At 73.3% G+C, this 13108-nt stretch carries 16 protein-coding genes; 4 read left to right on the top strand and 12 right to left on the bottom strand.

Annotated features, from left to right (window positions below; all coding sequences use genetic code 11):
- From ACZ303_RS20730 to ACZ303_RS20705, 6 genes are read right to left on the bottom strand one after another with little or no spacing between them, the layout of a single operon-like run.
- Entirely contained in the window at positions 1–345 is a 345-nt protein-coding gene (locus tag ACZ303_RS20730; protein ID WP_467341010.1) for a sodium:proton antiporter, read from the bottom strand.
- Complete coding sequence (locus ACZ303_RS20725; RefSeq protein WP_467341008.1) at positions 342–1106, bottom strand: MnhB domain-containing protein; 765 nt, start codon at positions 1104–1106, stop codon at positions 342–344. Before ACZ303_RS20725 ends, ACZ303_RS20730 begins: the two co-directional genes overlap by 4 nt.
- A complete protein-coding gene (locus tag ACZ303_RS20720; protein WP_467341006.1) occupies positions 1103–1435 on the bottom strand; it encodes a Na(+)/H(+) antiporter subunit B in 333 nt (110 codons plus the stop codon). Before ACZ303_RS20720 ends, ACZ303_RS20725 begins: the two co-directional genes overlap by 4 nt.
- A complete protein-coding gene (locus tag ACZ303_RS20715) occupies positions 1432–1740 on the bottom strand; it encodes a monovalent cation/H(+) antiporter subunit G (RefSeq protein ID WP_467341004.1) in 309 nt (102 codons plus the stop codon). Before ACZ303_RS20715 ends, ACZ303_RS20720 begins: the two co-directional genes overlap by 4 nt.
- A gap of 2 nt (positions 1741–1742) precedes the next feature.
- Positions 1743–2000: an MrpF/PhaF family protein gene (locus ACZ303_RS20710; RefSeq protein ID WP_467341002.1), complete on the bottom strand. Its 258-nt coding sequence runs from the start codon at positions 1998–2000 to the stop codon at positions 1743–1745.
- Complete coding sequence (locus ACZ303_RS20705) at positions 1997–2542, bottom strand: hypothetical protein (protein WP_467341000.1); 546 nt, start codon at positions 2540–2542, stop codon at positions 1997–1999. The genes ACZ303_RS20710 and ACZ303_RS20705 overlap by 4 nt, the downstream gene beginning before the upstream one ends.
- Positions 2543–2826: 284 nt before the next feature.
- Between ACZ303_RS20705 and ACZ303_RS20700 the strand changes: the two genes are divergently transcribed.
- Positions 2827–3216, top strand: coding sequence for a chaplin (locus ACZ303_RS20700; RefSeq protein ID WP_467340998.1), 390 nt, complete (start codon positions 2827–2829; stop codon positions 3214–3216).
- Between the two features lie 57 nt (positions 3217–3273).
- Here the strand turns inward: ACZ303_RS20700 and ACZ303_RS20695 are convergent, their stop codons facing one another.
- Together ACZ303_RS20695 and ACZ303_RS20690 are read right to left on the bottom strand one after the other, a co-directional pair.
- Positions 3274–3474: a hypothetical protein gene (locus tag ACZ303_RS20695; RefSeq protein WP_467340996.1), complete on the bottom strand. Its 201-nt coding sequence runs from the start codon at positions 3472–3474 to the stop codon at positions 3274–3276.
- A 70-nt stretch (positions 3475–3544) separates the two neighbouring features.
- On the bottom strand, positions 3545–4357 hold the full coding sequence (locus ACZ303_RS20690; RefSeq protein ID WP_467340994.1) for a sigma-70 family RNA polymerase sigma factor: 813 nt from the start codon (positions 4355–4357) through the stop codon (positions 3545–3547).
- Between the two features lie 435 nt (positions 4358–4792).
- On the opposite strand from ACZ303_RS20690, the gene ACZ303_RS20685 reads away from it, so the two are divergent.
- Positions 4793–7192: a phosphoketolase family protein gene (locus ACZ303_RS20685; RefSeq protein ID WP_467340992.1), complete on the top strand. Its 2400-nt coding sequence runs from the start codon at positions 4793–4795 to the stop codon at positions 7190–7192.
- Between the two features lie 84 nt (positions 7193–7276).
- On the top strand, positions 7277–8206 hold the full coding sequence (gene rbsK, locus ACZ303_RS20680; RefSeq protein ID WP_467340990.1) for a ribokinase: 930 nt from the start codon (positions 7277–7279) through the stop codon (positions 8204–8206).
- Positions 8207–8221: 15 nt separating this feature from the next.
- On the opposite strand, the gene ACZ303_RS20675 is transcribed toward rbsK, so the two are convergent.
- Positions 8222–9127 (bottom strand): MerR family transcriptional regulator, encoded by a 906-nt coding sequence (locus ACZ303_RS20675; RefSeq protein ID WP_467340988.1) that lies wholly within the window; start codon positions 9125–9127, stop codon positions 8222–8224.
- A 71-nt stretch (positions 9128–9198) separates the two neighbouring features.
- On the opposite strand from ACZ303_RS20675, the gene ACZ303_RS20670 reads away from it, so the two are divergent.
- Positions 9199–10029, top strand: coding sequence for an alpha/beta fold hydrolase (locus tag ACZ303_RS20670; RefSeq protein WP_467340986.1), 831 nt, complete (start codon positions 9199–9201; stop codon positions 10027–10029).
- Between the two features lie 33 nt (positions 10030–10062).
- Here ACZ303_RS20670 and ACZ303_RS20665 read toward each other — a convergent pair whose 3' ends face one another.
- From ACZ303_RS20665 to ACZ303_RS20655, 3 genes are all read right to left on the bottom strand, one after another.
- A complete protein-coding gene (locus tag ACZ303_RS20665) occupies positions 10063–11112 on the bottom strand; it encodes a methyltransferase (RefSeq protein ID WP_467340984.1) in 1050 nt (349 codons plus the stop codon).
- A 64-nt stretch (positions 11113–11176) separates the two neighbouring features.
- Complete coding sequence (locus ACZ303_RS20660) at positions 11177–12016, bottom strand: NAD(P)H-binding protein (RefSeq protein ID WP_467340982.1); 840 nt, start codon at positions 12014–12016, stop codon at positions 11177–11179.
- A 56-nt stretch (positions 12017–12072) separates the two neighbouring features.
- Positions 12073–13104 (bottom strand): histidinol-phosphate transaminase, encoded by a 1032-nt coding sequence (locus ACZ303_RS20655; RefSeq protein WP_467340980.1) that lies wholly within the window; start codon positions 13102–13104, stop codon positions 12073–12075.
- Positions 13105–13108: the final 4 nt, after the last annotated feature.

Raw genomic sequence — 13108 nt, 5'->3', positions numbered from 1 at the left:
TCAGCCCTTGAGTCCGGTGAGGGCCTGCGGGTCGAGGGTGCCGTGGCGCTTGCGGATCTGGACGACCAGGCTCAGGAGCAGGGCGGTGGCCGTGGCGCCGACGACGACGTCGGTCAGGGCGAGCGCCTGGACGACGGGGTCGACGACGGGCGAGCCGACGGGCAGGTCGGAGAAGACGGGCGCGGTGGCGCCCCGCCGGTAGCCGACGGCGAGCAGCAGGACGTAGGTGGCGGACTGGGTGACGGCGAGGCAGCCGACCGCGTGGACGAGGTTGCGGCTGGTGGCCAGGGCGTACGCGCCGACCAGGAAGATCCAGCCGGCGGCGAGGAAGGGCAGGACGGTCATGATGGCTCCGTATCGGACTGCCGGTCGGACTGCGCCGGGGGCTCGATCTCGACGGCCTGGTCCAGGAACTGGGCGAGCAGCACCACGGCCCCGGAGCCGACCTCCAGACCGGCGGCGGCGTTGAGCAGAGGGACGAGCCCGCCCGAGGAGAGCTGCCCGAAGGTGCCGAGCGGCAGCACGTTCTGCAGGTAGGCGCCCGAGGCGAGGAGCCCCGCGCAGCCGAGCGCCGCGAACGCCCCGGCCGAGACGGCCTCGGCGACGTCCAGCACGGCCAGCGGCCGCACCCGGCGCAGCACCCGGTAGTCGGCGGCCAGATAGGCCAGGTGCAGACCGGTGGCGAGGACGACGCCGCCCTGGAATCCGCCGCCGGGGCTGAGCTGGCCGTGGGCGACGAGGTAGACGCCGACGAGGAGGGTGACGGGCATCAGGAGGGTGCCGAGGAGTCGGACGGACGGCATGACGTGGGTGGGCGAGGGCGGGCCGCGGCGCTCGTCGCGGGCGCGGCGCAGGAGGATCAGCGCGCCGAGGACGGCGCCGAACAGTATCGACTCCTCGCCGAGGGTGTCGAAGGCGCGTTGGTCGAAGTTGACGGATGTGACGGCGTTGGCGGTGCGGTGGGCGAGGGACGCCTGGACGGCCCGGTCGCCGTAGGGGTGCGAGGCGGTGCCGAAGGGCGGCAGGTCGAAGCAGGCGAGGGCGAAGGCCGCGGCGAGGACGGCGCCGGCCGCGAGGAAGAGCAGCCGGCGGACGCGGAGGCTCACCGCCCCCGCCTCCGCGCGCGTCCGGCCTTTCCGCCCGGAGGCTCGTGGGGTCCGTCCCGCGATCCGTCGTGGGGTGATCGGCCGGTGCGGCGGACCTTGCTGACGGTCAGCAGGATGAGGAGCGGGGTGACGGCGCTGCCCACGGCGAGCTGGGACAGGGCGACGTCCGGCGCCTGGACGAGTGCGAAGAGCAGGGACAGGCACAGCCCGAGCACCGCGAGCACGGTGGCCTGGCGCACCGGATCGCGGGTCAGGGCGGCCGCGGTCGCCGCCGCGGTCACCAGCACGAGGGCGACCACCAGCAGGAAGTCCGCGGCGGCGCCGCTCATGGCGGTGCCTGTCGTCCGGCGCCGTGGTGGGCGCGGCGGATGGTGCGGCCGATGGCCATCGAGGTGACGGGGCCGGTGGCGGCGGAGAGGGCGGCGATGGTCAGCACCTTGGCCGCGGTCCGCCCGGGCCCGGCGTCGACGGCGAGCGCGAGGGCCACCAGCGGCAGCCCGAGGGAGGTGGCGGCGGCGAGCGTGTGCAGGGGCGCGTACGGGCCGGGGAGGACGGTCACGGCGAGCGCGGCCAGCAGGAGGACGGCCACGCCGGCGACCAGCAGGGCGAGGGTCGCGAGATGCCGGATGTCCATGGTCAGCGCTCCTCTCCGGTGAGGAAGCGGACGAAGACGAGGGTGCCCGCGGGGGCGAGGACGGCGAGGACCAGGGCGAGGTCCTGGTAGGAGACGCGGTTCAGGGCCCGCGCCAGGAGCAGGAAGAGCGTGATGGTCATGGTCGCGGCGAGGGTGAGGCCGACGAGCCGCTGCGCGGGATCGCCGTGACACGCCCGCCATACGCACGGCCCCAGCCCGGCCGCGACGAGCGGACAGGCGGCGATCAGCCAGGCGTTCACCGAGGGGTCCTCTCGGCGACAGCGCGTTCGACCGGTGAGACACGCCGCGTCAGCGCGTGGACGGTCAGCCGGACGCGGCGCCCCCGCGACTCATCACCGTCCAGCGACTCACCACCGTCCATCCGCTCGCCGCCGTCCAGCGGCTCCGTCTCGACGACGCACGCGCCCGGTGTGCCGGACAGCAGCGCCGCGGCCCACGCCCCGCCGGTGCCCGGTCGCGGGGTGACGGTCCGCAGGGTCCCGGCGGCGGGCCGGCCCGCCAGTGCCGCGGCGGTCAGGCGGGCGAGCTGTCCGGTCTCCTTCAGCAGGGTGAGGGGCCACGCGGCACACGCGGCACACGCGTGGGCGGCGCCGCCCACGCGTTGCCCGGCGGCCCGGCGCACCGCCGACGCGCCCGCCGCGCCGATCGTGGCCGCACAGCCGCCGACGGCCCATTCCAGGGCGGTGATCGGGCCGATGAGGACGAGATCGAGCAGCAGGAGCAGCGTCCACCACACGGCGAACACGCCGACGCCCGCGTACGTCCCGATCCTGTGGCGCATCGCCCCGGACCTCCTCCGACTCGCCCTATCCGGCATACAGCGCATAACGGGTATACCGGCCGAGCGCATCCCGGCCTACGCCCCGCGCCGCGGCGGCCGACCCCTTGGCGGCCTCGGGTTTCCCGCGGAAGGGCGGTCAAACGCCCACCCTCAACCCTCCGGGCATTCCATACGACTTATTGGGCTTACCGGGTTAATTATGGCCTTTCATGCCCGAATTGGATGAGTCTCTCCTAAATCTCCGGCAAGAATTGCCGCTCACCACCCATTAGAAAGGTTTAGCCATGTCGCGTATCGCCAAGGCCGCCGCACTCACCATCGCCACTGGTGTAGCCGTCTCCGGTGCCGCGGGAGTCGCCGTAGCCAACGCCGGAGCGCAGGGCGCGGCCGTGGGCAACCCCGGCGTCGTCTCGGGCAACGTCATCCAGGTCCCGATCCAGATCCCGATCAACCTGTGCGGGAACACGATCGACCTCATCGGCCTGCTCAACCCGACCTTCGGCAACACCTGCATCAACGCCGACGTCGAGGAGCACCAGCACCTCCACCAGCACCGCCACCACAAGGGTCGTCACCACGACGGCGGCCACCACGAGGGCGGCCACCACGAGGGCGGTCACCACGACGACCACCACGATGACCACCACGGCGACGACGACCACGACAAGTGGTAAGCCCCGCGTCCGGAGCGGCCTAGCCGCATCCGCGCGGTAGCGCGGGGAGGGTCACAGTCAGCCGCCGGAATCCTCGCCTGCGCGGTCGTGGCGCCCACCATGCTCATGGTGGGCGCCACCGCCATGTCCGGGCGCCTCGTGGCCGTCGACGTCCTCGGGCTTCGCGCCGTCCCCGTGGGGCCGTTGGGCGCCGGGGAGATCGGGCACCTCGACGGTCGGCGGAAGGTCGGGGGTGAGGTGGGTGTGACTCGACGTCATGATGATGCGCCTGCCCTGTCGTGACGGAGGAACGCGGGGGTAGAGGGGGAGACGGGCGAAGCCGGCCGGTTCAGCCGGCGGCCCGGGCCCGGCCCGGGGGTGCGGCGGTGCCGAGCATCTCCCGGCGCAGCCGGGCGCACGTACGGCTGAGGATGCGGGAGATCTGCATCTGGGACACGCCCAGCCGGGCGCCGATCTGCTTCTGGGTGAGATTGCCGAAGAACCGCCAGTACAGGACGTACTTCTCGCGCTCCGGCAGCGCGCTCAGCAGGGGTCGCAGGGACTGCCGATCTATCACGAGGTCCAGTGCGACGTCCGCACACCCGAGCGTGTCGGAGAGCGGGAGGTCGTCGGCGCCGAGCACCGGATGGTCCAGCGACAGCGTGTGGTGGACGCCCTCGGCGGCGAGTCCGCGCCGCACCTCGTCCTCCGACAGCCCGCATTCCGCGGCGAGTTCGGCGGGGCTCACGCGGGTACGGGCGCCGCGCTGCCCCAGCGCCACCTGGGCGGAGCGGACGGCTGTACGCAACTCCTGGTCCCTGCGCGGGATGTGGACGGACCAGGCGTGGTCACGGATGTGGCGCTTGAGCTCGCCGTTGATGGTCGGCACGGCGAAGGTCTCGAAGGCGTAGCCGAGTCGCGGGTCGTAGCGGTCCACGGCGTTGACGAGGCCGAGCGCGGCCACCTGCCGCAGGTCCGCGGGGCTCTCGCCGCTGCTGCGGAAGCGCAGGCTGATGCGCTCGGCCATGGGCAGCCAGGCGGCGATGACTTCCTGCCGCAGCCGGTCGCGCTCGCAGCCCGGGGGGAGGGCCACCAGGCGTTCGAAGGCCTCCGCGGTATCGGGCGCGTCGCGGTTGCGACGCCGGGGCGTTGTCTCGGCCATGGTCACAGCTGTCCCTTCGCTCCTGCGCAAAAGGAGTGCCCGCCGGCTGAAGCACATTCCAGGTTTTGCGGCTGCCCGCGCGAGGCGCTGGGTCACAGGGTCGGCGCCAGTACGCCTCCGGGCCGGGGCGGCCGGTGTCGGCCAGGTCCCCTCAGCATCACCCCCGTCCGGGCATCCCGCGACTCGGGGCGTACGAGCTCTCGCACAGGGTTACGGGCGTCCGTGACCGGCGGCGCGGCCACCCCCTTGGCGGGTCGCCCGGAATCCGCCGTTTCCCCCGTCCGGCAGGGGGTACTCCGTCGAGGTCACGGACGTCGGCCCGGAAGCGCCTCGGCCGTCCCGGTTCACCCGGTCGGCCGAACGCCGGGGGCGTCGGCGGCCACGAGGCGCGACCGCCGCCGACCGTCACCGGTGCCGTCACCACGAGGAGGCCCCATGTCCACGCGCCCCCAGCGCTCCGACCACCCCGCCGAGCCGGCGGAGCTCACCGAGGCCGAGGTCGCGGCCCTGGACGCGCACTGGCGCGCCGCCAACTATCTGGCGGTCGGCCAGATCTATCTGCTGAGCAATCCGCTGCTGGCGGTGCCGCTGGAGCCCGAGCACATCAAGCCCCGGCTGCTGGGGCACTGGGGCACCTCCCCCGGGCTCAACCTCGTCCACACCCACCTCAACCGCGTCGTCAAGGCGCGCGACCTGGACGCGATCTGCGTGTGGGGGCCGGGGCACGGCGGGCCCGCCGTGCTCGCCAACTCCTGGCTGGAGGGCAGCTACTCGGAGGTCTACCCTGACGTCAGCCGCGACGCGGAGGGGATGGAGCGGCTGTTCCGTCAGTTCTCGTTCCCCGGGGGCGTGCCCAGCCACGTGGCCCCGGAGACGCCCGGCTCGATCCACGAGGGCGGCGAGCTCGGCTACTCCCTGGCCCACGCCTACGGCGCCGCCTTCGACAACCCCGGCCTGCTCGTCGCCTGCGTCATCGGTGACGGCGAGGCCGAGACGGGCCCGCTCGCCGGGTCCTGGCACGCGAACAAGTTCCTCGACCCCGTCCACGACGGCGCGGTGCTGCCGATCCTCCACCTCAACGGCTACAAGATCGCCAACCCGGCGGTCCTCGCCCGTCTCCCCGAGGAGGAGCTCGACCGGCTGCTGCGCGGTTACGGCCACGAGCCCCTGTACGTGAGCGGGGACGACCCGCGGCAGGTGCACCGCGCCCTGGCCGCCGCCATGGACCGGGCCCTGGACCACATCGCCACCGCTCAGCGGGTCGCCCGCGAGGAGGGCGTGCCCGACCGGCCGCACTGGCCGCTGATCGTGCTGCGCACCCCCAAGGGCTGGACCGGCCCGGGCGAGGTCGACGGCCTCCCCGTCGCCGGCACCTGGCGCTCCCACCAGGTGCCGCTGTCCGGGGTCCGCGAGAACCCCGAGCACCTGCGCCAGTTGGAGGGCTGGCTGCGCTCGTACCGCCCGGAGGAGCTCTTCGACCGCGACGGCAGGCCGCTCCCCCAGGTCCTGGAGTGCGTGCCGGAAGGCGGCCGGCGCCTGGGCGCCAATCCGCACGCCAACGGCGGCCTGCTCACCCGAGCCCTGCCCCTCCCGCCGCTGGAGCACTACGCCGCGCCGGTGGACAAGCCCGGCGCGTCCACGCACTCGCCCACCCATGTCCTCGGCGGCCTGCTGGCCCAGATCATGGCCGACACCTCCGGCAGCCGGGACTTCCGCGTCGTCGGCCCGGACGAGACCGCCTCCAACCGGCTGGACGCCCTCTACGCCGCGACCTCCAAGGCGTGGCAGGCGGCGACCCTGCCCACCGACGAACACCTCGCGCACGACGGACGGGTGATGGAGGTGCTCTCCGAACACCTCTGCCAGGGCTGGCTGGAGGGCTACACCCTGACCGGCCGGCACGGGCTGTTCTCCTGCTACGAGGCGTTCGTGCACATCGTCGACTCGATGGTCAACCAGCACATCAAGTGGCTCAAGACCTCCCGCTCACTGTCCTGGCGCCGCCCCGTCCCCTCCCTGAACTACCTGCTGACCTCGCACGTCTGGCGCCAGGACCACAACGGCTTCTCCCACCAGGACCCCGGGTTCGTGGACCACGTGCTCAACAAGTCCCCCGACGTCGTCCGCGTCTATCTCCCCCCGGACGCCAACACCCTGCTCTCCGCCGCCGACCACGCGCTGCGCAGCCGCGACTACGTCAATGTCATCGTCGCCGGGAAGCAGCCCTCCTTCGACTGGCTGAGCCTGGACGACGCCCGCGCGCACTGCGCGCGCGGCGCGGGGGCGTGGGCCTGGGCGGGCACCGAGACCGGCGAGCGGCCCCCGGACGTGGTGCTGGGCTGCGCGGGCGACGTGCCCACGCAGGAGGTGCTGGCCGCCGCCCAGCTGCTGCGCCGCCATCTGCCGGAGCTGGCCGTACGGGTCGTCAACGTCGTCGACATGACGCGCCTGATGCCGCGGGACGAACACCCCCACGGCATGCCGGACGCGGAGTACGACGCGCTGTTCACCACCGACAAGCCGGTCGTCTTCGCCTACCACGGCTACCCCTGGCTGATCCACCGCCTCGCCTACCGCCGCACCGGCCACGCCAATCTGCACGTACGCGGCTACAAGGAGATGGGCACGACCACGACGCCGTTCGACATGGTCGTGCGCAACGACCTCGACCGCTACCGCCTCGTCATGGACGTCGTCGACCGCGTCCCCGGCCTCGGCGTGCGCGCCGTGGCCGTACGCCAGGCCATGGCGGACGCCCGCACCCGTCACCACGCCTGGATCCGCGAACACGGCACGGACATGCCGGAGGTGGCGGACTGGACGTGGGAGGGCTGAGAGCCTGCGACTGTCCGTGACGTGTGCATGACGGGTGCCACCCGGCCGGCGCGGCGGGGTTCGCGGGCTGAGAGAGTGGGAGCCGTGACGAGGACGGAGAAGACCGAGACCTACGACGTGCTGGTGATCGGGTCGGCCAACGCGGATCTGGCGGTGCGCGTGGACCGGCGGCCGGGCGCGGGCGAGACCGTGCCGGGCTCGGACCTGGTCGAGTCGGCCGGCGGCAAGGGCGCCAATCAGGCCGCCGCGGCCGCGCGGCTGGGGGCCCGTGCGGCGCTGCTGGCGCGGGTCGGTGACGACGCGTTCGGCGAGCTGCTGCTGGACGGCCAGCGCGAGGCCGGTGCCGAGGTGCGGCACGTACGGGTCGAGAAGGGCGCCCGGACGGGCACGGCGATGATCGTCGTGGGGCCGGACGGCGACAACACCATCGTGGTCTCCCCCGGTGCCAACGCCCGTCTCTCCCCCGCCGACGTCGAGGCGGCGCGGGACGTCGTCGCGGCCTCGGCGGTGGTCTCGCTCCAGCTGGAGATCCCCCTGGAGACCGTACGGGCGGCGGTCGAGGTCGCGCGGGAGTCCGGTGCGCGCGTGGTGCTCAACCCCTCGCCGGCGCCGGACCGGCTCGCGCCCGAGCTCCTTACGGCGGCCGACCCCTTGGTCGTCAACGAGCACGAGGCGCGGCAGCTGTCGGGGATCGCGGACGGCGGTCCCGAGGAATGGGCCCGCGCGTTGCGGGAGCTCGGTGCCCGCTCGGTCGTGGTCACGCTGGGCGGCGACGGCGCCCTGGCCCTGGACGGCGCGGAGGCGGTCCCGGTGCCCGGCGTCGAGGTCCAGGTGGTGGACACGACGGGTGCCGGTGACGCCTTCACCGGCGCGCTCGCCACCCGTCTGGCGGCCGGTGCCCCGCTGGCGGAGGCGGCCCGCTTCGCCGTACGGGTCGGCGCCGCGTCCGTCACCAGGCCGGGCGCGCAGCCCTCGTATCCGACCGCGGCGGAACTGCCGGGCGCGGAGGACTGAGCCCCGTACGGACGCTCAACCGGCCACGTGGCTCTCCAGCGCGGCGCGGAGCCAGGCGTCGGCGGCGCCGGCGTTCGGCTCCGGGCCGGAGAGTTCGGCGGTGAGCCGCCAGTAGTGGTCGATCCGGGGCTCGGCGGCGAGCAGGCCGCTGAGCCGGCGGCGGAAGGCGGGGGTGTCGCGCAGGCCGCGGGCGTGGGCGTGGGCGGAGACGAAGCAGTCGAGCGCCTCGCCCGCCCGCGGAGACCGTCGCGCCCGCAGGTCGGCCGAGGTCAGCGCGTACGCCTCGCCGAGGCCGTCGTAGAGCACGGCGGGGCGGTAGCCCTTGCGGGGCGCGTGCGCCTCGGGCTGCCCTCGGTCGGTGCCGGTGCAGGGGCCGGACACGAAGGCGTGCAGCCGGGCGAAGGCCAGGACCTGGGCCGGGGTCGGGTCGGCGGGGAGTTGCGGAACCGTGTGTTCGAGAAAGGCGGAGACCACGCGGGCCGGGAGCCGTACGGGCAGCCAGCGCCGCCAGAAGCGGGTCAGCGCGGCGGTGCTGGGCGGGGTGGACACGGCGCCGATCAGGCGCAGCCGGTCGGCGCGCTCCTCCGCGGTGCACTCCTGGAGCAGCTGGAGGGCGGCCTCCCGCCAGCGCAGGGCGGTCAGCCGGGAGCCGAGCTCGCGCAGTTGGCCCTCGATGACGTCCTCCAGCGCGTCCTGCTGGTCGAGGATCCGGCCCACTTGGGGGACCGGCAGGTCCAGGGTGCGCAGCGAGCGGATGAGGTGGAGCCGGTCGAGCGCCTCGGGGCCGTAGCGGCGGTGGCCGCCGGCGCTGCGGGTGGCTTCGGGCAGCAGGCCGCGGTCGGAGTAGAAGCGGACGGTCTTGACGGTGACGCCCGCGTGCTCGGCGAGCTCTCCGATGCTCCACATGTCCTTGGTGTCCACGGCTTGAACCTCCCCCAGCAGGAGTTCTTACCGTACCGGTGAACGCGGGCGCCCCACGGGGGTGGTCGCCCGTGCGGAACCGTACATACGAGGAGGCGTTCATGACGGCGTTCGTGCTGGTGTCGGGTGGTCACACCGCGGGCTGGCTGTGGCGGGAGGTGGCCGACCGGCTGCGGGAATCGGGGGCCGAGGCGTATCCGGCGACGCTCACCGGCCTGGGGGACCGCCGCCATCTGGCGGGCCCGGAGACGGACCTGGAGACGCACATCGAGGACCTGGTGCAGCTGATCGACCATGTGGACGCGCCGGAGGTGGTCCTCGTCGGCTTCTGCTACGGCATCTACCCGGCCCTCGGCGCCGCCGGCCGGCGCCTGGACCGGATCGCCCGGATCGTGTATCTGGACTCGCCCATGCCGCAGGACGGCTCCTCCTTGCTCGACCAGGTGCGCGATCTCATGCCGGACTCGCCGACCCGCGACCGGATGCTGGGGCAGCCCGCGCGGGCGGAGGACGGATGGCGGGTTCCCCCGCCGTCGCTGGAGGAGTGGCGGACCTGGGGGAACGTCGCGGGCGTGTCCGAGGAGGCGTTGGAGCGGTTGGCCCGCCTTGCCGCGCCGCACCCGCTGGGCACGTACCTCCAGCCGCTCCGGCTGCCGTCGGCGGTCGCCGAGCTGCCGACGAGCGGCATCTTCTGCACCACCGACGGGACGATGGACATCGCCACGCTGGAGGGTCTGGTGGCATCGGGGGAGCCGATGTTCCAGTGGCTCGCCGCCGACCGGGTGGGCTTCTTCGAGATCGCCACCGGGCACTGGCCGATGCTCTCCACCCCCGGCGAACTGGCCGATGTGCTGCTGCGGGCCGCCGCGGGAGAAGGGCACCGGCTGGCCGCCGGCCGTTAGCCGAGGCGGGACGGCGGCCGGCCGGGTGCGCGGTCAGGGCTTGCGGGCGATGAGGGCGCCGTTGGCCAGTGGCGCGTCGATGACGAAGGCGACGCGGCGGATGTCCGTGAAGCCCGCGTCGGTCAGCATCGCCGCGTACTCCGCCCGGCTGCGGTTCGCACCCTCGGCCGTCTCGACGAGCATGTTCAGGCCGGCGACGGCCCCCGCCACCGGGCCGTTGCCGTCGTCGTCGATGAACGCCTCGCCGATGATGACCTCGCCGCCGCCGCCGAGCGCGGTGTGGCACTTCGCCAGCAGCCGGGCGCCCTGTTCCTTGTTCCAGTCGTGGAGGATGTTGGTCAGCAGGATGGCGTCGTAGCCGGTCGGCAGGTCGTCCGCGAAGAAGTCGCCGCCCACGGCGTCGACCCGGTCGCCCTGCGCCGTCTCGGCGAGGCGCTTCTCGGCCATCCGCGTGACGAACGGCAGGTCGTAGACGGTGGCCTTGAGGTGCGGGTGGTGGGCGCAGAGCTCGCCGCAGAAGGAGCCCAGCCCACCGCCGACGTCGAGCAGCTTGCGGTAGGCGCGGAAGTCGACCGACAGGGCCATGGCGCGGGCGGTGAACACCGCCCCGGCGTGCGCCGCCTTGGGGAAGAGCTGGGCCATGTGCTCGTCCTGCGGGTCGAACAGCGTCTCGTCCGTCTCCGGGTTCCAGGTGGTGGGCCGGTTGGAGCGGATCGCGACGTCCAGCTTGCCCCACGCGTCGTACTCGCGCCGGTCGGTGAAGGTCACCAGGTCACCGAAGAAGTAGCGCTTCCCGCGGACCAGGAACTCCTCGGACATCTCGGAGTTGGCGTACCGTCCGTCGCGCCTGGCGAGCAGCCCCAGGGAGGCGCACGCCGTCAGCAGCAGGTGTGCGGGCCGCTCGGCGATTCCCTCGGCGCGGGCCAGGTCTTCGGCCGTGATGCCGTCGGTGCCGCTCACCTTGGTGAACAGGTCGAATTCGAGGGCGACGGCGAGCACCTTGGCGACCCGGAAGCCGTCCGCCATCGCCATCAGCGGTGCGGGGGTCAGCGGTTGGACCCCGGTGTACGACGTGTTGTTCATACGACCTCCCCCGGGTGGGCCGGCACCGTGACCGGTGCCGGCCCACCCGCATGTGTGGACGTGATCAGTCGGACGTGCCGGCCCACGCGCCCGACTCGGCGGCGGCGCGCAGATACGAGTCGAAGTCGCGGGGTTCGCGGCCCAGCGCCTCGCGTACGCCATTGCTGAGGTGCGCGTCCCATCCGTTGCGGATGGCCTGGAAGAGGCCCAGGAGGATGGCGGCGTGCTCGTCCGGGACACCGGCCGCGGCCGAGCCCTTGAGGAAGGCGTCGCTGTCGAGGTCGACGAAGCGGATCTCGCGGCCGATCCTGGTGCCGATGCGGGCCGCCGCCTCGGCGAACGACAGCGCCTCCGGGCCGGAGAGTTCGTAGATCTTGCCGTGGTGGCCGTCCTGGGTGAGCGCGGCGACCGCCACGTCGGCGATGTCGTCGACGTCCACGAACGGCTCCTTGCCGTCGCCGGCGGGCACCGCGAGGACGCCGTCCATGATCTGCGGGTGGAAGAACGCCTCGCTGAAGTTCTGCGCGAACCAGGCCGGCCGCACGATGGTCCACTCCGCACCCGACTCCCGTACCGTGCGCTCGGAGGTCAGGAGCTTCTCGTCGCCCGCCGCGTCGATGCCGCGCGCGGACAACAGGACCAGCCGCCGGACGCCTGCCGAGACGGCGCGCTTGACGAACTGCGGGATCACCTGCTGCGCCTGGCTGGGCAGGGTCGGCGGTACGACGTACACGGCGTGGGCACCGGTCAGCGCCGCCGCCCAGGTCGACTCGTCCTGCCAGTCGAAGCGCGTCTCCCCGCTCCGGCTCGCCGCCCGTACGTCCCGTCCGGCCTCGCGCAGCCTCGCCGTCACACGGCGGCCCGTCTTACCGGTGGCGCCCAGTACCAAGATTGTGTCGCTCATTGTTTCCTTTCACGGTGTGTTCGTTTTTTCCTGCGCTCTTCGTATCCCTGCTCGGGTCAACGGGCCAGTGTCGGCGCCCCTTTCGTGATGGTGGAGGCCGCGGATCCGGCCGCGCGCAGGACGAGGTCGTCCGCCTCCCGCGAGCCGACGGTGAGCCGGATGCCCTCGTCCGGGTAGCAGCGCACGAGCGCTCCGACCCGGCCGAGCTCCGCGGCCAGGTGCTCGCTGCGGGCCCCGGCGTCCAGCCACAGGAAGTTGCCGTGGCTGGGGAAGCTGCTCCAGCCGAGGCGGCCGAGCTCCGCGCGCAGCCGGTCGCGTTCGCGCACGATCGCGTCGACGCGGTCGATGAGCTGCCCCCTGGCCCGCAGCGACGCGGCCACCGCGACCTGCGCGAGGTGGCTGATGCCGAACGGCAGCGCCCGGTCCCTGAGACGGCCGGCCGTCGCCGGTGCCGCGACGCCGTAGCCGACCCGGAGGGCGGCCAGCCCGTACGCCTTGGAGAAGGTGCGCAGGACCACGACGCCGGGGTGGGCCCCGACGTAGTCCAGACCGTCGGCGATCCCCGGGTCGCGGGCGAATTCGTGGTACGCCTCGTCCAGGACGACCGTGATCCGGTCCGGCAGGGCGGCGAGGAAGCGTTCCAGCGCGGCCCGGCGGATGATCGTGCCCGTCGGGTTGTGCGGGTTGCACAGCACGACGACCCTGGTCCGGGGGGTGACGGCGGCGAGCATCCCGTCGAGGTCCTGCTCACCGGAGTCCGTCAGCGGCACCTCGACGGGTTCCGCCCCGGCCATCCGGGTGATGAGGGGGTAGGCGTCGAAGGACCGCCAGCCGTACACCACTTCGTCGCCCGGCCGGGTGCACATGTCCAGGACGTGCAGGGCGATGCCGACCGAGCCGTTGCCCACCGCCACGTGCTCACGGGTGACGCCCAGCCATTCGGCGACCATCCCGACGAGCGTGTCCGGGGTGAACTCCGGGTAGCGGTTCACCGATTCCAGCTGTGCCGCGAGGGCGTCGCGCACCTCGGGCAGCGGCGGATACGGGTTCTCGTTCAGGTGCAGCCTTAGTTCGAGTTCGGGCGACATCGCG

Source organism: Streptomyces sp. NPDC023527 (assembly GCF_055560115.1).
The sequence above is the reverse complement of the archived record's forward strand: the minus strand, read 5'-3'. Positions and strand labels throughout refer to the sequence as shown.